This is a genomic window from Brevibacterium sanguinis (assembly GCF_003315415.1).
GTDB classification, from domain to species: domain Bacteria; phylum Actinomycetota; class Actinomycetes; order Actinomycetales; family Brevibacteriaceae; genus Brevibacterium; species Brevibacterium celere_A.
This window is the reverse complement of sequence record NZ_QNSB01000003.1, coordinates 154,340-178,081: the sequence shown is the minus strand read 5'-3', so window position 1 is coordinate 178,081 and position 23,742 is coordinate 154,340. Positions and strand designations below refer to the sequence as shown.

Below are 23,742 nucleotides of genomic sequence, written 5' to 3'. Positions count from 1 at the left end.
CATGAGCATTCTCGTCATCGGCGAAGCCCTCATCGACATCGTCGCCGAGGCCGACGGCACCGAGCACCCCACCCCCGGCGGCGCACCGTTGAACATCGCCATCGGCCTCGGGCGCCTCGGCCTCGAGGTCGCCCTCCTCACCGATCTGGGCGACGACGAGCACGGGGAGCTCCTCCTCGACCACCTCCGCTCGTCCCACGTCGAGGTCCACGCCCGCCGGGCCGGTCGGACGGCAACGGCGCGAGCGGTCCTCTCCGCCGACGGGTCCGCCGACTACCGGTTCGACCTGCGCTGGGACCCCGAGCCCGAGGACCTCGCCGAGCGTCCGTGGTCGGGCGTCCACATCGGGTCGATCGCGGCGTTCGTCTCCCCCGGCGCCGAGGTGGTCGATGCGGTCCTCGATCGCATCGACCCGGACACGACGTTCACGAGCTTCGACCCCAACATCCGCCCGTCGATCATCGGCGCCCACGCCGAGGCACTCGCCCGGTTCGAGGAACTCGCGGCGCGGGTGGATGTCGTCAAGCTCAGCGACGTCGACGCCGACTGGCTCTACCCCGGGCTCGACCCCGACGACCAGGTCAGCAGGGTCCTCGGCCTCGGCGCGGACTGTGTGGCCATGACCTGCGGTGCCGCCGGATCGATCGTCGCGACCGCCGCACGGCGCTGCCGCGTCGATGCCGACCGGGTCACCGTCAGGGACACGATCGGCGCCGGCGACGCCTTCATGACCTCCCTCATCCGCGATCTCCACCCGAGGCTCGGGGCCATCCGCGGCCTCGAGGTCGACGACCTGCGCCGCCTGGGCCGCAACGCCGCGCGGATCTCCGGGATCACGGTCAGCCGCGACGGCGCAGACCTGCCCTGGGCTCACGAGCTCGAGGAGAACGGCACCCTCTCGGCGGAACCGGTCACTGCGCGTCAGCTGTCGACGTGGGTGCGGCAGCGGGCGACGTAGGACTCCAGTCCCCCGACATGGCTCGGGTCGATCTCCGTGGCCCCCATGCCGGTGTCGGCGAGGCGCCGGTGGAAGACCGCATCGCGCCCGCAGATCGTACACACCGCGGTGAGCTTGAGGACATCCTCGGCGAGCGCCATGAAGGTCGGCAGCGGTTCGAAGGGACGACCGTCGAAGGTCACGCACAGGCCCTCGACGATGACGGTGGCGCCCGCGGCCACGAGGTCGGTGACCACGGGAACGAGGGCGGGTCCGAAGAACTGGGCCTCGTCGATGGCGATGAGGGCGAAGTCGTCCCGGCGGACCACCTCGGCGAGCGCGTCGACATCGCCGACGGCGACGGCCGGGATCCTCACTCCGATGTGCGAGGTGATCGAGGAGCTGCCGGCGCGGGTGTCGAGGGAATGGCTGATCACCGCGACCTTCACCCCAGCGATCTCGGCCCGGCGGACCCGCCGCATGAGCTCCTCGGACTTCCCGGAGAACATGGGTCCGGTGATGACTTCGAGTCGGCCGCCGCGGGCCGTCGTCGGATGAGTGGTCATGGCACCACAGCGTACGCTGGGACCATGAGCACGGTGCACGTCATCCACGACAATCCCGACTGGCTCCCGCCCTTCCGCACGGCCTTCGCCGAGGAGGGCGTGGACCTCGAGGAATGGCTGCTGGGGTCGGGGTCCTTCGACCTTGGCGCGGAGCCGCCGGAGGGAGTGTTCTGGTCGCGGCTGTCCGCGTCGTCGCACACCCGCACCTCGGAGCATGTCAAGGACTTCGGCCGAGCCGTCCTCACCTGGCTCGAATCGCATGGGCGCACCGTCGTCAACGGCCGCTCGGTCCTCGAGCTCGAGATGTCGAAGATCGCCCAGTACGCGGCGCTCGGCCGCAGCGGCATCGCCGTCCCCCGCACCGCGGCCGTGTTCGGCACCGACGACCTGCTCGCCCGGTCCCGCGCGTTCGCGCCGCCATTCATCAGCAAGCACAATCAGGGCGGCAAGGGGCTGGGCGTGCGACGGTTCGACGATCACGACTCCTTCGCCGAGTACGTGGCGTCTGCGGACTTCGATTCTCCGGTCGACGGCATCACCCTGCTCCAGGAGTTCGTCGCCTCGGCCGGGGGATTCATCACCCGGGCCGAGTTCGTCGGCGGTGAGTTCGTCTACGCCGTGCGCGTCGACACCACCTCGGGCGGATTCGAGCTCTGCCCCGCCGACGCCTGTGCGGTGCCGGGGGCGCCACCGCTGTTCAGCCTGCGGGAGGACGCCGGCTCCCTGCCGATCATCGCGGCGTACTCCGAGTTCCTGGGGAGCAACGGGATCGGCATCGCCGGCATCGAGTTCATCGAGACCGCCGACGGTTCCATCCTCACCTACGACGTCAACACGAACACGAACTACAACCCCGAGGTCGAGGCCGAAGCCCCCAGGTCCGGCCCGCGGGAGATCGCGCGGTACCTGGGGGCGCTGGCCTCCTGAAGCCGGTTGCTCCTGGGGCCGGGTCAGTCGTCGACGGTGACCTTCTTCGAGTCGACGTCGACGGCGATCTCGAGTTCTCGGCCCTGGTCGTCGAAGTCGAACTGGTACTCGGTGCGCTTGTTGTCGTGTTCGAGCTTCCAGCCCTCGAGCCGGCCCGAGCCCTTCTTCTTCGCGAGTTCGAGCGCTTCGTCGTAGGTCATCGGCTTCTCGAGGTCGATCGGGGTCACGGGATCATCAGTGTCGTCCTTCTCGGTGCTGCGCACTTCTCCCGACTCCGCGTCCACCTCGACGTCGTTCTCGGTGCTGCCGTCCTGGACCTTGACCTCGTACTGCCAGATCTTCTCGCGTTCGTTGAAGTCGAGTTCGATGGACGTCACCGTGCCCTTGCCCACCTCTGTCTGGGCGGCGGTGATCGCGTCCTGAGGAGCCACGGACGGAGACTCCTTGCTGAGGTCGGCGTCGGGGCCGAGCCCCGAGGCGGCAGTCCCGGTGCCGCCCGAGGACTCGGTGGACGCCGTCGACTCACCCCCGGTCGTCTCGTTCGAGGTCTCCGCGGGGGCCGCCGGGGAGGACTCCGACGACGTGGATCCGGAGCCTCCACCGCACCCGGTCAGGGACATCGAAAGGACAATCGCGCCTGCTGCTGCCGTCTGGGTCGCTCTGTTGATATCCATGGCCCCCACCGTAGCGACCCACCGAGGCATCCGACAGGCTCATAAGAGAATTCTCATTGCCTCACGCTGCCGTCCGTCGTCGGGGATGACCTCAGTCGAGGCAGAACTCGTTTCCCTCCGGATCGCACATGACGATGAATCCGGTCTCCAGGGGCGGGCTGGGTTCGACCCGATGGATCCTGCTCGCACCGAGGTCGAGGAGTCGGGTGCACTCGGCTTCGAGCGCGTCCATCCGCTCCGCCCCCTCGAGTCCGGGTGCCGCGCGCACGTCGAGGTGGACACGGTTCTTCACCGTCTTCTCCTCGGGGACGATCTGGAAGAACACGCGCGGACCTCGCCCCTTCGGATCCTCGATCGCCGCTCTCACCTCGGAGGGATCGAGGTCGATCCCGAGTCCGGCGATGAAGGCGGACCATGCCGCGAAGGGGTCTGCGCCCTCCTCCAGCGTCATTCCCGGCGGCCCGGGAATGACGTAGTCGAGGACTTCGGCCCAGAAGCGGGCCAACCGGACGGGATCGTGGCAGTCGAAGGTGATCTGCACTGCTCGGGTCATGAACGTCTCCTCATCGAGATGGTCATCGTCCCCTCGTCTTCGAGAGGTCGGATTCACACGATAGTGGATCGGAATCCTCGATGCTTCAAGTTCCCATCCTCACCCAGTTCCCACAGGCCTGGGTCGAACCGCGACGCACGCCCTGGCACCAGAGGAACGGTTCGGCCGGGGGCTCTCCGGTCTCGTCCGTCTCCGCCGAGCGCTGGAAGTGGAGGACCAGCGGTCGCGGGCCGAGATGATAGGCGTTGCGGAAGATCTCGCAGTCGCAGCAGCACGCGCCGACGCGCGCGAGGTTCCTCAGCAGCGCCGTCGCACGCGGCGCAGTGCGGTCCCGGAAGCTGAGCGCGAACCGGTGCGTGCCGTCGCATCCGAACTCGGTCAGCTGTCGATAGGTGTAGCACAGCAGGCACTCCCCCTCGTACGGGGTCATGATCCTCGAGGCGGCTTCCTCGACGATCGCCATGGCTTCGGATTCGATGAGCTTCCTGTCCATGTCGACACTGTTCCAGACGCCACGGACATGGATCCTGCCGGCGCACGCGGATCCCGTCGTGCGGCACCGCGTCGCCCTCCCGCGGCGATCCCTCCTGGATTACCATGAGCCGGTATGACGGTCTTCGGGTACCATGCCTCCCACGAGCAGATCGCACCGAGCATTCTGCTCGCGGCAGTCCAGCGGGCGGAGCAGATCGGGTTCGATGCGGCCATGTGCTCGGACCATCTGGCTCCGTGGGGCCTGCGGCAGGGCGAGTCCGGCTTCGCCTGGAGCTGGCTCGGCGCGGCCCTGGCCACGACATCCTTTCCGATCGGCGTCGTCACGGCTCCCGGTCAGCGCTACCACCCCGTGATCATCGCCCAGGCCGTTGCCACCCTCGCCGAGATGTTCCCCGGTCGATTCTGGGCCGCCTACGGCAGCGGGGAGGCCGTCAACGAACACGTGACCGGCGACGAGTGGCCCGACAAGGAGTCGCGCATGCAGAGGCTGGAGGAATCCGTCTCCGCCGTCGCGCGGCTGCTGCGCGGTGAGCGGGTCAGCCTCGAGGGAGCGGTGCGCATCCACGATGCGCGGATCTGGAGTCTGCCGGAGCGCACGCCCCCTGTCATCGCGGCGGCGACGAGCGGACCGACCGCGCGGTGGGCGGCGGGCTGGGCCGAGGGCCTCATCACCGTCGGCGCCGATCAGGAGACCACCTCGCAGGTACTCTCCGCTTACCGGGAGCGCGACGGAGTCGGCGAGGCGATGCTCCAGATCCATGTCAGCCTCGGCGACACCGTGGAGGAGGCACTCGCGACCGCGAAGGACCAATGGCGCCAGGCGGCGGTGCCGGCGGGACTGATGTGGGACCTCCAGCAACCGGAGGACTTCGACGCCCGTGCCGAACCGGACGACGAGGTGATCCGCTCCGCGGTCGCCGTCGCATCGACGCCCGAGGAGCTCGCTGAGAGCATCGCCGCGGCCGCAATCGGCTTCGACCACGTCTACATCCACGACGTCGGTGAGGATCAGCGCAGGTTCCTCGACCAGGCACCCGCTCTCCTCCGGCGACTCAGGGAGGGAACATGAGACCAGCGGACCGAGCCGACCTGTGGTGGCGCGCTGCGGTCATCTACTGCCTCGACATCGAGAAGTTCCAGGACTCCGACGGCGACGGAGTCGGTGACATCGACGGGCTCATCGAGCGCATCGAGTACCTCGCCGGACTCGGCGTCAGCTGCCTGTGGCTCATGCCGTTCCAGTCGACGGCGAACCGTGATGACGGCTACGACATCACTGACTACTACGGCGTCGACTCCCGCCTCGGCGATCTCGGTCGCTTCGTCGAGCTCATCCGGGTCGCCCACGATCGCGGCATGAGGATCATCATCGATCTCGTGATCAACCACACCTCGGATCAGCACCCCTGGTTCGTCTCGGCGAGGAGCGACCGCGATTCACCTTACCGCGACTTCTACGTGTGGCGGGATGCGCCTCCGGAGGACCAGGGCGAGAACGTGTTCCCCGACACCGAGGAGGGGATCTGGACGAAGGACGACGCCACCGGCCAGTACTACCTCCACCACTTCTACAGCCACCAGCCCGAGCTCAACTTCGCGAATCCGACGGTCAGAGCCGAGATCGCGAGGATCATCGGATTCTGGCTCCAGCTCGGCGTCGACGGCTTCCGCATCGACTCCGTCCCCTTCGTCATCGAGCCGCCGGGAGTTCCCGACGAAGCCGACCCGCACGCGTTCATGCGCGAACTCCACCGATTCGCCGGTCGGCGGCGGGGATCGGGGATGCTCCTCGGCGAAGTCGGCCTCGATCATACCGACCAACTGCCCTACTTCGGCGAGTCCGGGACCGAACTCGACCTGCAGCTCGACTTCCTCATCGCCCAGACGATGTTCCTGTCATTCGTCCGCCACGACCCGCAACCCCTCGCCGAGGTCCTCTCGCAGCGCCCTGTCGTCGACCTGAGCCAAGGCTGGGCGATGTTCCTGCGCAGTCATGACGAGCTCAGCCTCGAACTGCTCGGCGACACGAAGCAGGAGGTCTTCGAGACCCTGGCGCCGGATCCCCGGCAGCGGGTCTACGACCGCGGCATCGTCCGCCGCACGGCGACGATGCTCGAGGGCGATCCCCGTCGCGTGCGTTTGGCCCACAGTCTCCTGTTCTCCCTGCCCGGCGCCCCGCTCATCTACTACGGGGAGGAGATCGGCATGGGCGAGCCCGGGGACACGAGCGGTCGGGACGGGATGCGCACACCGATGCAGTGGTCGTCGGGGCGCAACGGAGGCTTCTCCTCGGCGTCGGAGTCGGCACTCGTCGCTCCTCTCACGGCCGGTGACTTCGGACCCGAGCACGTCAACGTCTACGACCAGGAACGCGATCCCGGATCGCTGCTCAACTTCGTGCGCACGCTCATCGCCCAATACCGTGCGACCCCCGAGATCGCCTGGGGAGACTTCGCGGTCATCGACGTCGACGAACCCGGCGTCCTCGTCCACTCGTGCCGCTCGGGGACCGCGGCATTCATCGCCGTCCACAATTTCGAGGACGAACCGTGCACCGTCGAACTTCCACTCACCCGGATCGTCGAGGAGGACGCGGACATCATCGATCTCCTCGAATCGGCCGACCTCGACGTCGCGGAAACCCTGACCATCGAGCTGGGATCGTATGGTCACCGGTGGCTGCGGGCCACGGCCCGCTCCCCGAAATGACCGACTCCGGACCGGGGCCGCGCAGGTAGGGTGAGGGCATGCACCTGCTGAAGAGGACAGGCGAACTGTCCGTTCCGCTGCTTCCCTACCTCGACGTCGACCGCACACGGGTGGAGCACGAGTGCTGGGTGATGGGACACATGGTCGCGGGGCTCGACGGCACCGCCGCGATCGCAGGCAAGGTCGGCCCCCTGTCGACCGGTCCCGACCAGGCGCTGTTCAGGAGCATGCGCCGGATCGCCGACGTCGTCATGATCGGGGCCGAGACCGTGCGCCGTGAGAAGTACGGCGTCGTCCGCCTCGACGAGGCGGCCCGCCGGGCGCGGGAATCGGCGGGCAGACCTCCGACTCCCCCGGTCGCCGTCGTCAGCCGGTCCCTCGACCTCGACTGGGGTGCCCGGATCTTCACCGACGCACCACAGCATGCCCGGACCCGGGTCATCACGTGCGAGTCCTCCGACCCCGAGCTGCGCGCGCGAGCCGCCGAGGTGGCCGACGTCATCGTCGCCGGCAGCGACCGCGTGGACCCCGCCGAGGCGTTCACCGCGCTGGCGGCGCGCGGACATCAGGTGGTGCTGTGCGAGGGAGGCCCCACCTGGCTCGGTGAGATCGTCGCCGCCGATCGCCTCGACGAGCTGTGCCTGTCGATCTCCCCGCTCATCGGCGGCGACCCGCTCCCGGTCTGCGTCAATCCCGTCGGGTCCGGGATCGCCGAGTTCGACCTCGTGGGAACCGCTGTCGAGGAGAGCACTCTGTTCCTCCGCTATGAGAAGAAGATGAAGGATGGACGACATGGATGACTCGGCATTCGAGACCCTGATGGCGGCGACGGACACCCCCCTCCTCGTCGTGACCACCGCGGTCGAGGGCGAACGCGCCGGCTGTGTGGTCGGATTCCACTCCCAGTCGAGCATCGGTCCGCAGCAGTACGGCATCTGGCTGTCGAAGGCCAACCACACCTATGTCGTGGGCCTGCGCGCCAGTCGCTTCGCAGCGCATTTCCTCACCTCGGCCGACCACGACCTCGCCGAGCTGTTCGGTGGCCATTCGGGCACGGAGGTCGACAAGTTCACCGACCTCGACGTCGACACCGATGCGTCGGGTCTGCCCCTGCTCGGACGATGCCCCAACCGTCTGGTGCTCGAGCGTCTGGCCCTGCTCGACGACGGCGGCGATCACGTGTGCGTGACGACCCGCGTCGTCTCCGCCGAGACCGGGGGCCGATTCACGCCGCTGCGGGTCTCCGACGTCGGAGACCTCGATCCGGGCCGCGGCAGCGAGGAGAGGGCGATCCGCCCGTAGCCGACGGGCGGCGTCACGCCGGGTCAGTGAGTATTTTCCCAGTCGTCGTCGCTCTGGTGTATTCGCCCAGCTGTCGGCAGTTTGGATGGTGTGACCGGTGACGACGATTTCCTCCAGGCCTTTGCCCAGCGGCTGCAGCGGCTGCGCCGGAAGACCGGCCTCCCGCAGGAGCAGGTGGCATTCCGGTCCGGTCTCTCCGTGAGCACCTATTCGCAGCTCGAGCGCGGGCGGATGGGCATCAACATCAAGCGGCTGCCGGAGCTCGCCGGCGCCCTCGACTGCGACATCGTCGACCTGTTCACCGATCATCACATCGATCGGAGCGGACTGACCGATGAGACTCCCGCGACGCGGGCGCAGCGGCTGACCGGCAGACTCGACTGACGGCGCCGATTCGGAGACGTCGGCTGCTCCTCGGCGACGCCCCGTCCGCTCGGCGTCGGCTACTCCTCGGCGGATTCGAGTCGGGCGATGTGCCGGGAGAGAAGGGCCCTGCGCCTCTGCGGGGTCCGGGCCCTGAGCAGATCGAGGATCACCGCATAGCGGGAGGTCCGGTCCAACCGGTCGAACGCGACCAGCGCTCGAGGGTGCGCGACGAGCTCGGCGGAGAGATCGTCGGGCACGGTGGCGGTGCGCTGGGACTCGTAGGCCGCCGCCCATCTCCCGTCGGCCCGAGCCGCAGCGGCTTCGGTCGCACCCGCCGGGCGCACCCTGCCCTCCCGTTCGAGGATCTCGAATCGGGTCACGTTGATCTTCGACCAGGAGCTCCGCGGGCGGCGCGGCGAGTATCTCTGGAGGAAGGAATCCGCGTCGTTCGCCCGGCGCTGACCGTCGATCCATCCGAAGCACAGCGCACCATCGAGTGCCGCGGAGATCGAGATCCCCGGCACCGGTGATCGGCGCTTCGCGATCCGCAGCCATGCCTCGGACTCGGTCGCGTGGTGGTGCTCGAGCCAGGACTCCCACTCCGCACCGTCGACGAAGGTGAGAATCATCGCCGTCTCCCTCCCGCGGCGGCACCTCTGCCGGCCGTGATCCTCTCATTCTTCAGCGTTTCACCGTGTCCGTCGAGGCCCGAGGCGGGTGCCTGGCGGGACCTCGTCGCCGTCGCCGCGGGCTCCCGGCACACTCTCGGACTGCGCGCCAACGGCTCGGTGGTGGCCGCAGGGGATGACTCGGACGGTCAGTGCGCCGTCGGCGGGTGGACGGACATCGGCGGCTGAATCACCCCTGGGCTGCACTCGTGGTCGGGCACCGTCGGCTCATCGACCAGACGAACGGACCGTCGGCGATCGCCGTCGTCGCCGCGGTGGCGAAGCCGAGGCGCTCATAGAGGCGCACGTTGCGTTCGTCGGAGGTCTCGAGCGCGATCGAGTCTCCCCGGTCGTCGATGAGCGCCAGTCCGGCGGTGAGGATCGCCGTTCCGAGTCCCTGCCCCTGCTGTTCCGGGTCGACCCCCACGGTCTCGAGGGTCCACGCGCCGCTCGGCGGCGCAGGGGTGGGGACCCGGCTGACCTCCGCCAGGCGGGGACCGTGGAGTTCGGCGATCCTCCGCCACTCCGCCTCGGCGGGGGCGGGAGGGTCGGGTGGGAGGAAAGCGGCCACCGCGTGGATATCGTCGTCGACGAGCACGATGCCGTGGTCCCGGGCATGAGTGAGGTAGAGGTGCTGGATCTCCCGCAGACGTCGCAGGTACCCGCGGGCGGGAAGGGCCCAGCGGGTCCACGGGGAGTCGGCGAAGGCCGCGGCGAGGACTCCTGCCGCTCGGTCGAGGTCCGCGGGCACGGCGGAACGGATGGGTGAGGTCATGCGGAGGCCTTCCGGGTCGGGGATTCGGGGAGGAGGTGGGCGAGGGCACGGTGACCGGCTGCGGTGAGCCGAACCGCCCGGCGTGTCGTTCCCGGTTCGATCCACGTCCTCTCCCGCATCGCCGCGTGGAGGGCGTCGGCGGCGACGCCGGCCAGGTGTTCTCGTCTCTCTGTCCAGTCGAGGCACGGTCTCAGCAGCGGCCGTCGGCGGGTCGCCGGCAGCGGGATGTCGAGGGTGTCGAACCAGTCGCGCCCCGCCGAGGTGAGCCCCCACCCGCTGTCGACGTGACCGAGTTCCCGCATGCCGTCGCAGAGTGCGACGCCGAGGCGTCCCGCCAGGTGCGAATAGCAGGTGCGGGCCTCCCGCAGCTCACGATCGGCGCGCTGGGCCCGCAGGGAACGGCCGGGAGGGCGGAGCCGTCCGGAGAGTCCGGCGAGCGCCTCGACGGTCTCGGCGACGACCGGGTCCTCGATGCGGACATACCTGTGGCGGCCCTGGCGCACCTCGGCGAGGAGACCGCCGTCGACCAGCCGGTGCAGGTGCTCGCTCGCGGTCGGTCGCGAGATCTCTGCCGTCTCGGCGAGTTCGGTCACCGTCCACGCCGCACCGTCGAGCAGGGCCAGCATCATCGTCGACCGCGCCTCGCTCGCCAGCAGTGCGGCCACTGCCGCCAGATCAGGGCTTCCTGCTCCATCCATATCTCGGATTCTACGAGAGGCACGGTTCGGGCGGAGCCGAATCATCCGCTGTCCAGACTGAACGGCATGAAAACGACGACGATCTCCCCCTCCGTGTACTACTTCGGCACACCGGTCGCCCTCATCACCACCCTGACGACCGCTGACGGGTCGACGAACATCACCCCGATCTCCTCGGCGTGGGCGCTGGATGGCACCTATGTCCTCGGGATCGGCAGGGACAGCCAGGCGGTGAGGAATCTCCACCAGTGCCCCGAGCTGGTCATCAACCTGCCCGATGCCTCCCAGGTCGAGGCGATCGAGGCGATCGCACCGACGACCGGTTCCCCGGACATCCCTGTGCACAAGGTGGGACGTTATCGCCACGAGCCCGACAAGTGGCGCCTCGGCGGTTTCTCCGCCCGACGCAGCGACCTCGTCCGGCCCGACCGGATCGCCCAGTGCCCGGTCCAGATCGAAGCCCGAGTGTCCCGATTCACGCCGTTGGACGACGGCGACGACGTCGTCATCGCTCATGCTCAGGTGGTCCGGACCCACGCCCACGCTCACCTGGTCCTGCCCGGGTCCTCACACATCGACCTCGAGACCTGGCGTCCCGTCTACTCGACGTTTCGGCACTACTTCTCCCAAGGTGAGGCCGTCGGTGTGAATTTCCGGGCCGAGCAGTGAGCGTCGGTGCCGAGGCGCCGCGGTCCCTCAGTCGCCGGTGCAGACGATGAGGTTTCCGTCGGGATCTCTCACCCGGAGGATCCTCGCACCTCCGCCGGGCTCGGGCCCGGAATGGTCGATTCCGGTCGTCGTCAGACGGTCGGCGAGGTCATCGAGGGCGGTCTCCTGGAGCACGACGACCGTGCCGCCCGCCCGCTGCCGGTCCGCCCACACCTGGAACCCGAAACTCTCGCCGAGGTGCCATTCGAGCAGTCCGGTCATCGGACGCTGATCCGGCCCGCGTTCGAAGAGGCGCGTGTACCAGTCCTCGGCTCGATCGAGGTCCGCCACAGGGCAGTTGGCCAGGATTCCGTCGATCATCACGTTCTCCTTCGATCGGTGCTCGAGGTTCCATTGTCCCCCTCCGCACGGGCTCCGCCATGGGCAATCGGTCCAGCGACCATGTCCGGGCGGTTGCACGGGGAGGCCGTTCAGGGGGCGGTCGGCTCGGGAGCTCCGATCCCGCGGACGCAGATCTCGAGGGCGGCTCGCCACGACGCCTCGGCTGCCGAGCCGCGCAGGGCTCGACGATGCTCCATCGCCGCCAGTCCTTCGCACAGCGCGTGGAAGGTGAGAACCTGCGAGGCAGGTCCTGCGGTCGCGGCTTCCTCACCGGAGACCCGCAGCACCCGCGAGGTCAGATCGGCCAGAGCCGCCTGCTGGGCGGAGCGCGCCCCGGCGTTTTCGTCGCCGACGGATCGTACCGCCGGTCGTCCACCTTCCGCCGGTCGTCCACCTTCCGCCGGTCCCGATTCGGCCGCTCGGTCGAGGGCGAAGGCCAGCTGATAGAGCGCGGGGCGCCGCAGCGCGAAGTCCCTGTAGGCCATCCCTGCGGCGATGAGGTCGGCGCGCGGATCCTCGGTCACCGGCAGACCCGCCACCGCCGCGCCGAGCAGCTCGAAGCCGCGGGCGGCGAGCGCCCCGAGAAGCTCGTCCTTGGACTCGAACAGGCTGTAGATCGCCCGGGTCGTCACCTCGGCGCGCCGGGCCAGGGCCCGCATCGACAGAGCCGCGAGCCCCTCCTCCTCGATCACTGCCTCGGCGGCATCGAGCAGGCCCGCGGCGGTGCGCGCGTCGTGGATCCGTGGTCGTCCCATATTGACAGCATACCGCAACTCTGTTACGTTACATCGTAACGAAAGGGATGGGAGCCGACGATGGAAGCGTCGCTGAGCGTATTGGATGACTCCGCGTGGAGTGGGGAGCACCAGCATTTCCGGCAGCTGCGCCTCGCTGTCTTCGCCGACCGGGGCCTCGCCCCACGCGAGCACCAGTTCATCCGCCGCGACGGCCGCCGCCTCTATGCCCTGAGCTTCGGCGAGGGAGAGCATCCGACGCTCTTCGTCCATGGCGGTGTCGGCAACTCCGCGGAATGGGCCGATGTCGTCGGACTCGTCCCGGGTCTGGTCGTGGTGGTCGACACCCCCGGCTTCGGCCTCTCCGAGCCCGTCGCCTCCCCCGACATCGAATGGGGCCCCGCCTGCGCAGAGTGGCTCCTCGATGTCTGCGATGCGCTCGGCGTCTCCAGACTGCGGATCGTCGGCGGATCGATGGGCGGCTACGCTGCGATCCACTTCGCCGCAGCGCATCGGCATCGCGTCGAATCCCTCACCTTGGCCGGCAGCGCCGGCGGACTGTTCGCGGACATCGGGACCTTCCTCCGACTGTGGACGGTGCCCGGCCTCGGGCGACTGGTCGCCCAACTGCCGATGCGCGATATCGACGCTGTGCGCAGGCACATGTTCGGCCACTACGTCTCGGATGCCTCGACCATCGCCGAGGACCTCCTTCGGCTCGCACTCGCCGGGGTCAATCTCCCCGGTGCGCGAACGCACAGTCGCGCTGTGATCCGATCCGTCGCGACTGTCCGCGGCTGGAAGCCGAGCGCCCGTGCCGAGGACCAACTCGTCTCCGCCGATGTGCCCACGACCTTCGTCTGGGGCGACCACGACGTCCACGCCTCACCCGAGACCGCCCATGACCTGGCAGCGCGGCTGACAGACGCGCGAGTCGTCGTCGTCCCCGGAGCCGGTCACATCCCGCATCTCGAGCAACCGAAGGTCCTCGCCGCAGCCCTCGAGTGAAACGGCCGGGCAATCGGCTCGCGGACACTCTCTGCCCGCGGACCGCCTCGGACCACAGCCGGCCGTGGTCCCCGACCGTCCTCAGCCTTCGCTGGGCCTCGGCCCCTGCCGCAGGGTGTCGCCGAGGTGGTCGAGGAATGCCGCGGCGTCGATCGTGCGGATGATCTCCGCGTTGGCGTCGCGTCCCCATCGTCCCAGCCAGTCCGCGACGGTTTCACCGCGGGTGAGCGTCCCGGTGAGCTCGACGTCGACTGGCGCACACAGTGTTCGGGCCCATGGCAGCCGGCCCGGCGTGCCGTTGGCGACCGGCTGGCGCGGTGACGGCGGATCGCCGAGGTGGTCCCTGCCCCACGCGAGTGCGCAGGCGAGGACGAAGGGGTCGTGCAGGTGGGCGATGTGGCCGAACCCGTCCGATTCGTGGAACTCGAAGTAGAAGCGCAGGGCGGCGGCCAGCTGCCGCAGCCATTCCTGCCACCTCGGCGTGGAAGCCGACGTCTCGTCAGCACGGGCGTCCGTGGCGAGGATGCCATCGAGACGGACCGGAGTCATCTCGATGGCCTCGGTGGCATCGATCGGTGCGATGACCGGCAGGTGCCCCTGCCGGTCGCACCCCTGCCGCTCCCCCGGTCCTGAGGTCACGGCAGGGGTGCGACCGAAGGCTGCGAGGACTGCGGCCATCGCCTCGGGGTCGAACGTGATGTTCCATTCGGTGGTCGGATGGGTGTTGCCGCGATGGTTGAAAGCGCCTCCCATGATGAAGAGTCGTTTGAGCATGTCCGGGAGGCGGGGTTCGATGTCGAGGGCGAGCGCGAGGTTCGTCGCCGGCCCGATGAGCACTCCGATGAGCTCTCCGGGGCGGGCCCGCGCAGCGTCGACCCACGCGTGTGCGGCGTCGACTGCGCTCACCGCTGTTCGCGGTTCGGGGAGGAGTGCGTGTCCTGTTCCTGACGGTCCATGGGTGAGTTCGGCGAACTCGGGGTGTGCGGTCTCGCCCGGCGGTCCGTTCTGCCAGGCCGTCGGAAGTTCGGCCCCCTCGTGGACCGGGATCTCGGATCGGCCGGCCAGGTCGAGCCATCCGAGCGTGTTGCGGGCGACCTGCGCGGTCGGCACATTTCCGCCGGACGCGGCAATGCCGAGGATCTCGACGTCGTGCTGGCAGAGGAGATAGCCGAGGGCGACGGCATCGTCGATGCCGGGGTCGCAGTCGAGGAAGACGGGCAGCAGCTGTGTCGACATGGTTCCCATTCTGCCGGACAGCGTGCCTGATGAATTGCGCAGAGATGCTCAGTGCCGGCGGTCGTCCCGTCGTCGCCGTGCCGCCTCGAGTTCGGACGGATCGCTCATCCAGTGCGTCAGTCCCTCGAGAGCGGCGATACCGCCGCTGACAAAACCGCGGACCATTTTTCGGCAGTGGGCGAGGTCGTCGAGGAGGCCGTACTCGACCCGGTACGAGCTGGTGCCATTCGCTTCCCTGGCGATCCGGGCGAGGGCGTCCGCGTAGAAGTAGAGCTGGATGCCCTCGCTCCTGGCTTCGTCCTCGAGGGTGAACACCTGGTTGCCCGTTCCGTATCGTTGTGCCACGAACTCCCAGAACGCCTCGACGGCACTGAATCCGTCGGCGGTGCGCCAGGTCTGCTCACTGTCCTTGTCGTCGGTGAAGATCAATGCTCCGAATCGCGACCGATTGCCGTCGACACCTGCCTCGGGATCATAGGGTTGCGTCCTCGCACGGTCTGCCGCCTCGGCGCACATGAGGAAGGCCACGGTACCGACCGCGTCCTCGCCGAGTCCGGGGTGGGCCTCCCGCACGGCCGTTTCGACGGCTTCCTCCATCCTCGTCCAGTCCTGCTTGTCCGTGCCGCGGCTGCCGCGACGAGGATCGCGGGCGATGGTCATGCCCGCGCTTGCCGCCTCGGCGGTGCCGATCACCGTGAGGACCTGCGGCAGGAGATCCGGGTCGATGGCGGATGGATCACGGTGAGGGACCGTTGCCCGATGGACGTACTGGCCGGTGTACCGGAGGATGGCGGTCTCGAGCTGAGTCAGCACGACACCTGCCTGCGCGCGACGGCGCTGCGCATCGTACTCCTGGGCTCTCTTCCAGTCCGAGCCTGCGGTTGCGGAGTGGAGGGCGTCGACCACTCGGCCCTTCTCGAGCAGTTCGATGTCGGCGCCGTGCGCGACGAGCGTCAGTCGGTCGATCTTCGTGTCCTGCAGGTGCCGATCGGCGTCGTCGGGTCTGGAGAGGAGCAGCGGGTCGAGGAGGGCGACAGCTGCGCTCTCATCCAGAGGGCCGCGGATTCCGGCCGCATCGCACAGTGGTCGCAGGACACTCCACAGGATCACGTGCCGCGGCAGGTCGTTGCGGAGAGCTTCGAGGTGGGCCTCGGTGATCGGAATGCCGAAGGAGCGCGGATCGTGCAGTGCATCGGATCCGCCGGCGAAGTCGAGCCGCAGCCGGCCATCCTCACGGACCACCCGGGGCAGCCATCCGGCCTTCCTGTCGAAGACGGTCACGGTGCGCGTCGGGTCCGCCGGTCGGTCGCTCAATTCGGGTTCTCCAGTTCGTGGTCGATGCGGGGATCGGGGTGCAGATCCCTGATCCGTCATGTGTTGCGCGCCCTCCGATTGAGGACTTCAAAGCGGTCATGTGCCCGAGGACAGGCCGCCCTCATTGTCGTCCTTTCGAATGCGAGGAACTGGCCGACAGCCAAGACCTCGTTCGGCATCACTGATGTTCTTCCCCGAACCCAAGTCCTTGAGCATCGTGCCGAGACCAGTTACTGCGACATCGTGTCCTCGGGGATGTCGTTCTGGAATTCTGCCCGAACATCGCGGAGTCGGCGTCCGTCGCTCACCGCCCAGAAATACCATCCGTTCGTGCTCTTCTTCCGGAGGGCGTATCCGGCAGCCGACGGCGTCCGGTATCGCTTGCCGTCCAGTTCGATTCCGCCATCCGGCGTCACTACCGCTTCGGTGCCCTTGAAATCCCGGTGAGTCGCGGTCAATCGATCCCCGGCCGCAATCAGTCGCGCCTCAATCAAGTGCTTGAGCTCGACCCAGTCGCCTGCCTTTGCTTGGGGATCGACAACTCTGCCGTGGTGCCCTTCGGGCACGGGCCAGATGTCGAGTATCGCGTCAATCATTTCAGAAATGCGCTCGTCGATGAGCTCTTCGTCCCAATCGTGTTCCTCCGTCCTGGCGACGACGCGGCCTGTGAGGGTGACCGTGTTGTGCTGTAGGAGTGCGGCCCTTTTCTTACGCCAAGGACCATTCGAGACCTTCGAGTTCAGCGAACTCGTCAAGAGAGTGAGATTTCCGAGTCGATGCACTCGTGCTTCCCGTTCTTCAGCGGCCTCCGGGTCGTCCACCGGCCAGGTGTCCTTCCAGGACCTCGGAAGAAGGTGCTCGATGGGATAGTCCTTTCGCTCGATCTGCGGCTGATCGGTCTGGGCGCGGTATCGGTTCTCTATTGCTTCGAGAATCATGCGCAATCGACCGCGCGGGTAACGAGTGTACGCAGCCTCCGTGCTCAACGTCAGTCGAATCTCTTCGTCACCTGGCCAGTAGGTGCTGGTGACATTGAGTCGCGCCAGGTGGCCGGTCACTCGGTCCGGGAGCTCGGCGGGAGAGGCGGTGTTATTGGCGGAGATGACGTCGGCCACGATTCGCCCCAGGTCACTGCCTGACAGCCTAATCAACTGACGACGGTAGACCCAGCTCTCGGCAGCTTGGATGATTTGGGCGATGGTCTGCGGCGTGACGTTCCTGCTGGGTTCGTGCAACCAGATCAGTAACGGCTTGAGGAGCTCGATGCCGCTCGCGCGCATCCGATAGAAGGCCATCTCCACAGCATCAAGTGATCCGCTTCGCCGCGCTGAACACTCAGTCCACGCCTCGTATTGCTGTGCCTGTCGTTTGATCACGGATAGCAGGTCGGCCATTCTTCCGTCTGACTCGTGTTCGACCCATGCTTTGAAACGAGTGAATGTGGCTTGCGGGCTGACTTCTTCGCCTGTCCGGGAGATCAGCCATTGGTTGAGGAAGAGCGAACTGCGACTGACAAGATTTCGGCCAACGCTCACTTCCCTCATCCAGAAGCTCGTTTCGAAGGGCCAGTCCTCTCGGTAGGCCCTCTCGGTGTCTCCTCCCTCGGCAGCGAGTCGCTGGAAAACGAAGTTGCGAACAAGGTCTGCCGCGGTCAGAGGGGTACCGCGGGCATTGAGAGTCTCAAATATCTCCTGGGAATTCTCACCGGCTTCCAACTCGATCGAGACCAATTGCAACCCGTCCAGGAGAACGTTCGTCAGCTCCCGTGCCTTTGTTGAGTAATCCTCGGACGTCGGCGCTCCCAACCACTGCTCGACGACGGTGGAGAAGAAGCGATGAGCTGCGACTATCTGTGAATTCGCGTGGGCGAGATCGTCATAGTCGACAGGCGGCTCTGCAGACATCACTTCGGAGAAGGCTTCCCGGTCTTTGTTCAGATGACGAACTTTAAGGCGGCTGTCATCTTCTTCGACGTACTTCTCTGAGTTATGTGTGAGGTCTTCGAGCTGACCGGCGAGCTTCGAATGATCAGTCTGAGAGAGAAGCGCACACGTGGCATCCGCGAGCACCTGCAGTGTCGTGAGTCTCTGCTGGCCGTCGATCACGTTCCAGGCAGTGAGTCGGCGACTTTGAACTTCCTGCGCCTGGATGACGACGGCACCGAGGAAGTGGGTGGGATAGCGGTGGGGCTCGGCGATTCTCATTTCAGCGATTCGACGAATGTCATTCCACAGGGGCTCCCATTGCTCACTTTCCTTCCACACATAAGGACGTTGAAACAGTGGGATGACAAAATTCTGCGGCAGGTTGAACAGCTGCAATGGCGTTCGTTTGAAAGTCTCCACCTGACCAAACTTAGCGCAAGAGTCGTGTTCGACCAGCGGTGCACGCAACGTGCAGATTCGGCCGAGCTTGAATCGATCAATACCCTCAACCGACCGTCTGTGCTGACGTCGGGATGGCCTTGAACCGTCATGGTGCTGCCGGTACCGCCGGCGGAAATGGCGCCCACGATTGAGCCGGCCGGGACGGACGACGGCAGCGTTGCATCCCTTCGCCGTGTCCGTCGGTCAGCTGCTGGGTTCGGGCGTTCGACGCCGCGATCGGGCGATCACATGACACCCTACGGCGGCGGGAAGCAGCATCGCGACACCATTAACCGAGTCTCGCAGCTGCAGCGCTCTGCCTTCACGCTCGAGTTCTCGTCGGGCGACGAGTGCTCCGGGCAGCATCACCGGCAGCGCCGTCGCCACTCCCGCGGTGTAGCCGCGTTGGAGAATCGAGGCGCCGAGATGAGTTGCAACGTGCCCCTCCAACCCCGCGACGAGGGCCCGATAGACCGTCGATCGGCCACCGATCTGCGCACCACGGAGACAGGCCGCTGCCACCAGCCCACCCATCATTGTCACCGCGGCCCACGACTGGGGAGCAGTCATTCTCAGCGCGTCGACACCAGTGCGGCCGGCGAGCCGTTCACACATCGCAGGGAACGCCAGAGCTTCCTCGATGTCGTGGATGACCCATGCCGAGAAGAGGGCGATCGGTCCTCTCCACCTTACGGTTCGCCCCCCTTCCAGCCGGTCGCGGCGCTGCTCGCACTCTCCCGCACGCTTCCGGCCTTTTCTCGGTCGAGCATTACGCGAATGAGCTGGAGTGAGCGCGTTCAGGCTCCGCTCTGGTCATCATCGTCGAGGTTCTCGTCAGTCCGGAGTGCATCGGCGACTTCCTCTTCAGGTCGAGGCGCTACCGACTCGTCCACCTCGAGATCGGGGTTGACGAACTCTCCGGGGACAGGCTCATGCTCATGAGACTGATGTTCATTGTGGACGGACACACCGATACCTCCCTCGCCTCACCCTCAGAATACATCCGCTGGTTTCGGCGGTCGCCACTGTTTCAGTCGGTAGCGGTCATCCGGGCAGACAGCCAGCCGCGTCTTCGCGCGCCGCGCATGCCTCGGTTCAGAGGAGGTCGGCCTCGATGCCCTTCTCGCGCAGCGATTCCAGCGTCACCTCGTCGACGCCGGTCAGTGTCAGCGATCGGAGCTCGGGGAGCAGATCGACATCGGCGAAGTCCTTGACGTCGAAGACGTCGTCCTCTCCGTCCCAGAGCGGGGCTATCTGCAGGTAGATGTCGTTGCCGCCGTCCTGCACCAGCTCCACGACTCTGCCGAGCAGTTCCCGCGGGACGGGATACTCGGCGAAGTAGGCAAGCGCCTCGGGGATGGGCGCGTACCCCTCCTCGTCCAGGTCGATCTCACGGTCGACGTGGTGCTCGATGAATTCTCCGAGTTGGAAGGCGGGGGTGAGGAGCTGCTGATCGTACATGAGATCCTGCAGCACGAGCAGCTTGAAGTTGAGGTCGGTGAACTCGGCCGGGTCGACGCTCGGCTTCGGTTCCGGGGACTTCGCGGGCTTCACGGTCTTCCCCGGAGCCGCCTGCTTCTTCTTCGCCGGGCGCCGAACCTTCTGCTCGACGATGATGGTCCTCACGCGCTGATCGGGGCCGCGGTCGCTGCTGCGACGGGCCATGATGTACCCGTTGCCGAAGTCGCGGCTCGGGTACGTGGGACCCTGGGGCCCGAACTCCTCACCGAAGGGGCGGCCCTCGATCCGCACGTCGTGCGCGGGGTCGTCGACGTCGAACTTCAGCGCGAGCGCGTGCACGCCGTCCTTATGGGTCGCGCTCAGTCCGGAGTCGAACCACACCCATGAGGACGAGGTCCTCGAGGAGCGCGATCCCTCCAGCTCCTCGGGTTCCTCGTCGAACAGGGCCTTCAGATCGGTCAGCAGGATCGGGTACTCGTAGAGCCGCCCATCGATCTCGATCCCGTCGAGTCGGATGTCCACCGCCAGAGTCTTCGTCATCACCGCGCCTCTATCGTCTCTGCCGGACGCATCGGATGCGTCCGAGTCGTAGAGCAGTCTAGCAACGAAGACCGCCGGTCTTCGCGAGCCGCCGACTCGAGCTCGTCACGGTGCTCCTCGGCGAGGGCTATCACTCAATCACCACGCACGCCCACGCAGATCGATCGATCCAGCAGGCCAGGCGGCAAGTTCAGAGGCTATTGGCAGCACCAGCAGCGGCTGCCCGGGGGGTTCTTCGATAAGCAGCCCGTCCCGTCCGATCGAGCGTTCGGATGCGAAGACTCGACTCCAGCCGCACGATCTATAGAACGGCACCACCTCCTCCCGGCATCCGAGGTATCCGAAGTCAATGCCACCGGCATCCAGCATCGATTGCCCCGCACTGGACATGAGTCTCTTCCCCAGCCGCGCCCCGCGTGCACGCTCGGAGATCAGCACTCCTCCGACTCCAGCGATCTCGACCTCGGCAGCACCCACACCGATGGCGCGACGCGCCCAGCCCACGTGTCCAACGATGCCGTCATCGGATCGGGCGATCACGTGAAGATCATGAGGCGCGTAGCCGTAGGGCTGATTCGGGTCCCATGACCCGAAATCGTGAAGATACTCTTCGTCGAAAAGTCGCCTCAGGTCGTCGACGTCTCCGACTGTCAGCGCGCTGTGCGCCACGACTGCGATCGACAGATGCGTCACGCGACCTGCAGCGGCTTTATCTCCGCGATCCGCTCCCCCACGAGATCCTCGGCGACTTCCAACTCGTAACGCGTCTGCAGGTTGAGCCAGAACTGGGGCTCCACACCGAAGAAGCGCCCGAGCCGCAACGCGGTGTCTGCCGTGATCCCCCGCTTGCCGTGCACGATCTCATTGATCCGCCGCGGCGGCACACCGATGGACACGGCGAGCTTGTTCTGCGTGATTCCGAAGCCCTTGATGAAGTCCTCCATCAGGACCTCACCTGGATGAATCGGCGAATACAGCTTCTCGACCATCTCTCCTCCTAGTGGTCGTCCACGATCTGCACGTCTTCGGCACCGGCATCAGTCCAGCGGAAGCATATGCGCCACTGATCATTGATCCGGATGCTGTGCTGGCCGGCCCGATCGCCTTTGAGAGCCTCCAAGCGGTTGCCTGGTGGCACCCAGAGAGCATCCAACGTCGTCACAGCATCGAGCAGGTGCAGCTTGCGGTTCCCAACCTTGTGGATGCGAGGATCAAACCGCTTCGCTGGTTCGCGACGCCAGACCTTCTCGGTGTCGCGGTCGGCGAACGATCTGATCACACCATCAGCGTATAACGCGATCCGACATTAACGCTAGACGTTAAAGCGGAACTCCACCACGTCGCCACGGTTGGGAACGACACTCACCAGCCTCTTGGGTATCGCCGATCGCGACGTCCTCTGCGTTCTCATGCTTCGACCTGCGGAACGGGTCGGTAGCTGAGGCGAACCAGCCCGGAGGGGTAGATCGTGGTTCCTGTCGGCTCCAGACGGATCGGCCCGATACCGTCGAAAAGCCGGGGGCCGTTCGCCCAGAGATACGGGCTGACGGTGATCCAGTACTCGTCGACGAGGTCGTGCGCGATCAGTTCCCGAGCGAACTCGCCGGCGGAGGGAGCGATCAGGGTACCCGGGTGCTCGTGCTTGAGGTGTCGGATCGCGTCGACCATGTCGCCGTCGAGCAGGGTCGCGTTCCATTCAAGGGGAGCGGTGAGCGTTCGGGAGGCAACAAACTTCGGCATGCTGTTCATGCGCGCCGCGTAGGCCTCGAAGCCGGGTGCGTTCGCCAACTGCGGCCAGGCGGCTGCCAGCCCCTCGTAGGTCTTCCGGCCCAGCAGCATCGCGTCCGCGGCCTGCCACATCTCCCGACCGGCCTCCATGCTGTCTGCGTCGGTGACGAGCCAGCCCCCCATCGGCTCCGGTGCCGGCGCTTCAAACGCCCCGTTGACGGTCATCGCCACGTTGATGATCAGTCGCCCCATGATGTTCTCTCCTTCTCCATGCTTTCCGGTATGCGTGTTGTTGTGCGAGGTGATGGTGTGGCTGCGGAGCTACCGTCCCTCCGCAGTCTCTGCGCTGAGGATCGCGGCGAGCCTGTCGAGGCTCTGGCCGAAGCCGATCTCGATGCCGGCGACGAAGTCCGCTCCTTCGACGACCGAGTCCGTGATGCGGAACTCGACATCGAGCACGGTCCCGATCGGTGCCGGCGAGAGGCGCAAATCCAGGTGCGATGTCAAGGCCGCGCGCCCGTCGGGAAGTACCGGTGACAGGCGATACGCGAGGCGCTTCTCCGGATCGACGAGGTCGACGACCCCCTCAGCGTGACCTGCGACGACATCCGCATCGTCCACGTCCTCCACATCCCGGTACTCGTGCACGATCCGCCCTCCGAGACGGGCGTCGAACTCCAGCCGGGAGACGCGCAGGTCGTCTGGTGTCCACCATTGCTGGAGCAAGGCCTGCTCTGTCAGGTGCGCCCACACAATGTCGGGTCGCGCCGCGAGGGCGCGGCGGAACCGGAACGAACGACCATCTGCCCAGCCGGGCTGCAGAGCTGCGTGCCGCTCCAACTCCAGATTCTGGCCATAGCGATCAAAAGTCTCACGATTCGACCGGTCGCTGACGTCCGCGATCCGCGACAGCTCGGCAGCCAGCTCACGAAACGCATCAGGCCGAAGCGCGTAGATACGACGCTGCGCGCTGCGCTGTGCGGTCACGAGCCCCGCGGCCTCCAGCGTCTGAAGATGTTTCGTCGTCTGTGGCTGACGCGCCCCAGCGAGTTGCGCAAGAACACCGACAGGCCGAGGGCGCTCGGCCAGCAGCTCCACCAGCCGCCATCGCGCGGGGTCAGCCATGGCCTTGAACGAGTCGAACATAGCTCTATATTCGCGTACACGAATAGTCTTGTCAAGGAATATTGGCGTGCAGGTGTACCACGCGGTGGCGTTCCGTTCCGAGGGGTGCAGGCGACGCCCTCCCGCTGAATACCGTCCTCAGCAAGCCGCTCATCGACATCGCCCACAGAGCGATCACTGTGGACACCTCGCCAGCTACTCAACCGCCCCGTACTGCATCGCACGAGGAACGGCAGCCATCGAGGTACAGCTGGAGCCGATGACACGAGCCGCGACAAGGCCGCTGCCGGAGCCTACCAAGGCGAGAATCCGCCAGTTTCCTGGCTCTCAGCCGGCACCGACGGATGGTGCGATGCCGCACAGGAAGAGTGGCCCCCGGACTGGAATCACAATGATAGAACTCGACTTTGATCACCTCTGATTAGGCTCACACCTGAGGGCTCCGGGCCACAGATTGAGAATCACACGGCGAGGCGATATTCCACCACGTCGCCGCAGATACCAACCTCT

Annotated in this window: 29 protein-coding genes; 10 read left to right on the top strand and 19 right to left on the bottom strand. The window is 66.7% G+C overall.

The window, feature by feature from the left end:
• The first annotated feature begins 1 nt into the window (after nucleotide 1).
• Nucleotides 2-958, top strand: coding sequence for a carbohydrate kinase family protein (locus tag DFO65_RS05160; RefSeq protein ID WP_113903596.1), 957 nt, complete (start codon nucleotides 2-4; stop codon nucleotides 956-958).
• Here the strand turns inward: DFO65_RS05160 and DFO65_RS05155 are convergent.
• Nucleotides 922-1,503, bottom strand: coding sequence for a thymidine kinase (locus DFO65_RS05155; RefSeq protein ID WP_113903352.1), 582 nt, complete (start codon nucleotides 1,501-1,503; stop codon nucleotides 922-924). The two genes, DFO65_RS05160 and DFO65_RS05155, sit on opposite strands and share 37 nt — an antisense overlap.
• A gap of 24 nt (nucleotides 1,504-1,527) precedes the next feature.
• On the opposite strand from DFO65_RS05155, the gene DFO65_RS05150 reads away from it, so the two are divergent.
• Nucleotides 1,528-2,430 (top strand): ATP-grasp domain-containing protein, encoded by a 903-nt coding sequence (locus DFO65_RS05150; protein WP_113903351.1) that lies wholly within the window; start codon nucleotides 1,528-1,530, stop codon nucleotides 2,428-2,430.
• Nucleotides 2,431-2,453: 23 nt separating this feature from the next.
• Here the strand turns inward: DFO65_RS05150 and DFO65_RS05145 are convergent, their stop codons facing one another.
• The 3 genes from DFO65_RS05145 to DFO65_RS05135 all read right to left on the bottom strand — a co-directional run bounded on the left by DFO65_RS05145 (nucleotide 2,454) and on the right by DFO65_RS05135 (nucleotide 4,150).
• Nucleotides 2,454-3,104 carry a PepSY domain-containing protein gene (locus tag DFO65_RS05145; RefSeq protein ID WP_113903350.1) on the bottom strand — a complete coding sequence of 217 codons (651 nt, stop codon included), beginning with the start codon at nucleotides 3,102-3,104 and terminating at the stop codon, nucleotides 2,454-2,456.
• Between the two features lie 91 nt (nucleotides 3,105-3,195).
• A complete protein-coding gene (locus DFO65_RS05140; RefSeq protein WP_113903349.1) occupies nucleotides 3,196-3,657 on the bottom strand; it encodes a VOC family protein in 462 nt (153 codons plus the stop codon).
• A gap of 85 nt (nucleotides 3,658-3,742) precedes the next feature.
• The gene (locus DFO65_RS05135) at nucleotides 3,743-4,150 is read right to left on the bottom strand and encodes a DUF2695 domain-containing protein (RefSeq protein ID WP_113903348.1); all 408 of its coding nucleotides are present in this window, start codon (nucleotides 4,148-4,150) and stop codon (nucleotides 3,743-3,745) included.
• 114 nt (nucleotides 4,151-4,264) lie between these two features.
• Between DFO65_RS05135 and DFO65_RS05130 the strand changes: the two genes are divergently transcribed.
• The 5 genes from DFO65_RS05130 to DFO65_RS05110 all read left to right on the top strand — a co-directional run bounded on the left by DFO65_RS05130 (nucleotide 4,265) and on the right by DFO65_RS05110 (nucleotide 8,547).
• The gene (locus tag DFO65_RS05130; RefSeq protein ID WP_113903347.1) at nucleotides 4,265-5,221 is read left to right on the top strand and encodes a TIGR03557 family F420-dependent LLM class oxidoreductase; all 957 of its coding nucleotides are present in this window, start codon (nucleotides 4,265-4,267) and stop codon (nucleotides 5,219-5,221) included.
• Nucleotides 5,218-6,861, top strand: a complete 1,644-nt coding sequence (locus DFO65_RS05125; protein ID WP_113903346.1) for an alpha-amylase family protein — start codon at nucleotides 5,218-5,220, stop codon at nucleotides 6,859-6,861. Before DFO65_RS05130 ends, DFO65_RS05125 begins: the two co-directional genes overlap by 4 nt.
• A gap of 38 nt (nucleotides 6,862-6,899) precedes the next feature.
• Nucleotides 6,900-7,661, top strand: a complete 762-nt coding sequence (locus DFO65_RS05120; RefSeq protein ID WP_113903345.1) for a dihydrofolate reductase family protein — start codon at nucleotides 6,900-6,902, stop codon at nucleotides 7,659-7,661.
• Nucleotides 7,654-8,163, top strand: coding sequence for a flavin reductase family protein (locus DFO65_RS05115; protein WP_113903344.1), 510 nt, complete (start codon nucleotides 7,654-7,656; stop codon nucleotides 8,161-8,163). Before DFO65_RS05120 ends, DFO65_RS05115 begins: the two co-directional genes overlap by 8 nt.
• A gap of 90 nt (nucleotides 8,164-8,253) precedes the next feature.
• Entirely contained in the window at nucleotides 8,254-8,547 is a 294-nt protein-coding gene (locus DFO65_RS05110; RefSeq protein WP_181778629.1) for a helix-turn-helix domain-containing protein, read from the top strand.
• A 59-nt stretch (nucleotides 8,548-8,606) separates the two neighbouring features.
• Here DFO65_RS05110 and DFO65_RS05105 read toward each other — a convergent pair whose 3' ends face one another.
• Nucleotides 8,607-9,158 carry a YdeI/OmpD-associated family protein gene (locus tag DFO65_RS05105; RefSeq protein WP_113903342.1) on the bottom strand — a complete coding sequence of 184 codons (552 nt, stop codon included), beginning with the start codon at nucleotides 9,156-9,158 and terminating at the stop codon, nucleotides 8,607-8,609.
• 36 nt (nucleotides 9,159-9,194) lie between these two features.
• Here DFO65_RS05105 and DFO65_RS05100 point away from each other — a divergent pair, with 36 nt between their 5' ends.
• Nucleotides 9,195-9,386, top strand: coding sequence for an RCC1-like domain-containing protein (locus tag DFO65_RS05100; protein WP_245940489.1), 192 nt, complete (start codon nucleotides 9,195-9,197; stop codon nucleotides 9,384-9,386).
• A 1-nt stretch (nucleotide 9,387) separates the two neighbouring features.
• Here DFO65_RS05100 and DFO65_RS05095 read toward each other — a convergent pair whose 3' ends face one another.
• Nucleotides 9,388-9,972: a GNAT family N-acetyltransferase gene (locus DFO65_RS05095; RefSeq protein WP_113903340.1), complete on the bottom strand. Its 585-nt coding sequence runs from the start codon at nucleotides 9,970-9,972 to the stop codon at nucleotides 9,388-9,390.
• Nucleotides 9,969-10,670 (bottom strand): ArsR/SmtB family transcription factor, encoded by a 702-nt coding sequence (locus DFO65_RS05090; protein WP_113903339.1) that lies wholly within the window; start codon nucleotides 10,668-10,670, stop codon nucleotides 9,969-9,971. The genes DFO65_RS05095 and DFO65_RS05090 overlap by 4 nt, the downstream gene beginning before the upstream one ends.
• Before the next feature lie 66 nt (nucleotides 10,671-10,736).
• Between DFO65_RS05090 and DFO65_RS05085 the strand changes: the two genes are divergently transcribed.
• Nucleotides 10,737-11,339: a flavin reductase family protein gene (locus DFO65_RS05085; protein ID WP_113903338.1), complete on the top strand. Its 603-nt coding sequence runs from the start codon at nucleotides 10,737-10,739 to the stop codon at nucleotides 11,337-11,339.
• Nucleotides 11,340-11,366: 27 nt separating this feature from the next.
• Here DFO65_RS05085 and DFO65_RS05080 read toward each other — a convergent pair whose 3' ends face one another.
• Nucleotides 11,367-11,699, bottom strand: a complete 333-nt coding sequence (locus DFO65_RS05080; RefSeq protein WP_113903337.1) for a VOC family protein — start codon at nucleotides 11,697-11,699, stop codon at nucleotides 11,367-11,369.
• A gap of 110 nt (nucleotides 11,700-11,809) precedes the next feature.
• Nucleotides 11,810-12,475 (bottom strand): TetR/AcrR family transcriptional regulator, encoded by a 666-nt coding sequence (locus DFO65_RS16900; protein ID WP_181778628.1) that lies wholly within the window; start codon nucleotides 12,473-12,475, stop codon nucleotides 11,810-11,812.
• A 60-nt stretch (nucleotides 12,476-12,535) separates the two neighbouring features.
• Between DFO65_RS16900 and DFO65_RS05070 the strand changes: the two genes are divergently transcribed.
• A complete protein-coding gene (locus DFO65_RS05070; protein ID WP_113903336.1) occupies nucleotides 12,536-13,462 on the top strand; it encodes an alpha/beta fold hydrolase in 927 nt (308 codons plus the stop codon).
• Between the two features lie 81 nt (nucleotides 13,463-13,543).
• Here DFO65_RS05070 and DFO65_RS05065 read toward each other — a convergent pair whose 3' ends face one another.
• From DFO65_RS05065 to DFO65_RS05020, 10 genes are all read right to left on the bottom strand, one after another.
• Nucleotides 13,544-14,698: a nucleoside hydrolase gene (locus tag DFO65_RS05065; RefSeq protein ID WP_113903335.1), complete on the bottom strand. Its 1,155-nt coding sequence runs from the start codon at nucleotides 14,696-14,698 to the stop codon at nucleotides 13,544-13,546.
• Between the two features lie 48 nt (nucleotides 14,699-14,746).
• Nucleotides 14,747-16,012: a DUF6357 family protein gene (locus tag DFO65_RS05060; protein WP_220151240.1), complete on the bottom strand. Its 1,266-nt coding sequence runs from the start codon at nucleotides 16,010-16,012 to the stop codon at nucleotides 14,747-14,749.
• Nucleotides 16,013-16,242: 230 nt separating this feature from the next.
• Nucleotides 16,243-18,357 (bottom strand): GmrSD restriction endonuclease domain-containing protein, encoded by a 2,115-nt coding sequence (locus tag DFO65_RS05055; RefSeq protein WP_113903334.1) that lies wholly within the window; start codon nucleotides 18,355-18,357, stop codon nucleotides 16,243-16,245.
• Between the two features lie 225 nt (nucleotides 18,358-18,582).
• Nucleotides 18,583-19,053 (bottom strand): HXXEE domain-containing protein, encoded by a 471-nt coding sequence (locus tag DFO65_RS17425; RefSeq protein WP_428844218.1) that lies wholly within the window; start codon nucleotides 19,051-19,053, stop codon nucleotides 18,583-18,585.
• Nucleotides 19,054-19,473: 420 nt separating this feature from the next.
• Nucleotides 19,474-20,379, bottom strand: coding sequence for a DUF6892 domain-containing protein (locus tag DFO65_RS17145; RefSeq protein ID WP_220151239.1), 906 nt, complete (start codon nucleotides 20,377-20,379; stop codon nucleotides 19,474-19,476).
• Nucleotides 20,380-20,517: 138 nt separating this feature from the next.
• Complete coding sequence (locus DFO65_RS05040) at nucleotides 20,518-21,072, bottom strand: GNAT family N-acetyltransferase (protein WP_113903332.1); 555 nt, start codon at nucleotides 21,070-21,072, stop codon at nucleotides 20,518-20,520.
• The gene (locus tag DFO65_RS05035; RefSeq protein ID WP_113903331.1) at nucleotides 21,069-21,368 is read right to left on the bottom strand and encodes a HigA family addiction module antitoxin; all 300 of its coding nucleotides are present in this window, start codon (nucleotides 21,366-21,368) and stop codon (nucleotides 21,069-21,071) included. The genes DFO65_RS05040 and DFO65_RS05035 overlap by 4 nt, the downstream gene beginning before the upstream one ends.
• Nucleotides 21,369-21,376: 8 nt before the next feature.
• Entirely contained in the window at nucleotides 21,377-21,658 is a 282-nt protein-coding gene (locus DFO65_RS05030) for a type II toxin-antitoxin system RelE/ParE family toxin (protein ID WP_113903330.1), read from the bottom strand.
• Nucleotides 21,659-21,786: 128 nt separating this feature from the next.
• A complete protein-coding gene (locus tag DFO65_RS05025) occupies nucleotides 21,787-22,359 on the bottom strand; it encodes a dihydrofolate reductase family protein (RefSeq protein ID WP_113903329.1) in 573 nt (190 codons plus the stop codon).
• 69 nt (nucleotides 22,360-22,428) lie between these two features.
• On the bottom strand, nucleotides 22,429-23,253 hold the full coding sequence (locus DFO65_RS05020; protein ID WP_113903328.1) for a metalloregulator ArsR/SmtB family transcription factor: 825 nt from the start codon (nucleotides 23,251-23,253) through the stop codon (nucleotides 22,429-22,431).
• Nucleotides 23,254-23,742 lie beyond the last annotated feature (489 nt).

Bases quoted from the DNA above. Each gene is read 5' to 3' on its own strand.
- DFO65_RS05105 (WP_113903342.1), bottom strand. From the start codon at position 9,158: ATGATTCTCACCTTCGTCGACGGTGCGGAGTGGGAGTCCTGGCTCGAG.
- DFO65_RS05150 (WP_113903351.1), top strand. From the start codon at position 1,528: ATGAGCACGGTGCACGTCATCCACGACAATCCCGACTGGCTCCCGCCC.
- DFO65_RS05115 (WP_113903344.1), top strand. From the start codon at position 7,654: ATGGATGACTCGGCATTCGAGACCCTGATGGCGGCGACGGACACCCCC.
- DFO65_RS05085 (WP_113903338.1), top strand. From the start codon at position 10,737: ATGAAAACGACGACGATCTCCCCCTCCGTGTACTACTTCGGCACACCG.
- DFO65_RS05140 (WP_113903349.1), bottom strand. From the start codon at position 3,657: ATGACCCGAGCAGTGCAGATCACCTTCGACTGCCACGATCCCGTCCGG.
- DFO65_RS05095 (WP_113903340.1), bottom strand. From the start codon at position 9,972: ATGACCTCACCCATCCGTTCCGCCGTGCCCGCGGACCTCGACCGAGCG.
- DFO65_RS05120 (WP_113903345.1), top strand. From the start codon at position 6,900: ATGCACCTGCTGAAGAGGACAGGCGAACTGTCCGTTCCGCTGCTTCCC.
- DFO65_RS17145 (WP_220151239.1), bottom strand. From the start codon at position 20,379: ATGACGAAGACTCTGGCGGTGGACATCCGACTCGACGGGATCGAGATC.
- DFO65_RS05155 (WP_113903352.1), bottom strand. From the start codon at position 1,503: ATGACCACTCATCCGACGACGGCCCGCGGCGGCCGACTCGAAGTCATC.
- DFO65_RS05090 (WP_113903339.1), bottom strand. From the start codon at position 10,670: ATGGATGGAGCAGGAAGCCCTGATCTGGCGGCAGTGGCCGCACTGCTG.
- DFO65_RS05065 (WP_113903335.1), bottom strand. From the start codon at position 14,698: ATGTCGACACAGCTGCTGCCCGTCTTCCTCGACTGCGACCCCGGCATC.
- DFO65_RS05145 (WP_113903350.1), bottom strand. From the start codon at position 3,104: ATGGATATCAACAGAGCGACCCAGACGGCAGCAGCAGGCGCGATTGTC.
- DFO65_RS05020 (WP_113903328.1), bottom strand. From the start codon at position 23,253: ATGTTCGACTCGTTCAAGGCCATGGCTGACCCCGCGCGATGGCGGCTG.
- DFO65_RS05130 (WP_113903347.1), top strand. From the start codon at position 4,265: ATGACGGTCTTCGGGTACCATGCCTCCCACGAGCAGATCGCACCGAGC.
- DFO65_RS05025 (WP_113903329.1), bottom strand. From the start codon at position 22,359: ATGGGGCGACTGATCATCAACGTGGCGATGACCGTCAACGGGGCGTTT.
- DFO65_RS05080 (WP_113903337.1), bottom strand. From the start codon at position 11,699: ATGATCGACGGAATCCTGGCCAACTGCCCTGTGGCGGACCTCGATCGA.
- DFO65_RS16900 (WP_181778628.1), bottom strand. From the start codon at position 12,475: ATGGGACGACCACGGATCCACGACGCGCGCACCGCCGCGGGCCTGCTC.
- DFO65_RS05125 (WP_113903346.1), top strand. From the start codon at position 5,218: ATGAGACCAGCGGACCGAGCCGACCTGTGGTGGCGCGCTGCGGTCATC.
- DFO65_RS05035 (WP_113903331.1), bottom strand. From the start codon at position 21,368: ATGGTCGAGAAGCTGTATTCGCCGATTCATCCAGGTGAGGTCCTGATG.
- DFO65_RS05160 (WP_113903596.1), top strand. From the start codon at position 2: ATGAGCATTCTCGTCATCGGCGAAGCCCTCATCGACATCGTCGCCGAG.
- DFO65_RS05070 (WP_113903336.1), top strand. From the start codon at position 12,536: ATGGAAGCGTCGCTGAGCGTATTGGATGACTCCGCGTGGAGTGGGGAG.
- DFO65_RS05135 (WP_113903348.1), bottom strand. From the start codon at position 4,150: ATGGACAGGAAGCTCATCGAATCCGAAGCCATGGCGATCGTCGAGGAA.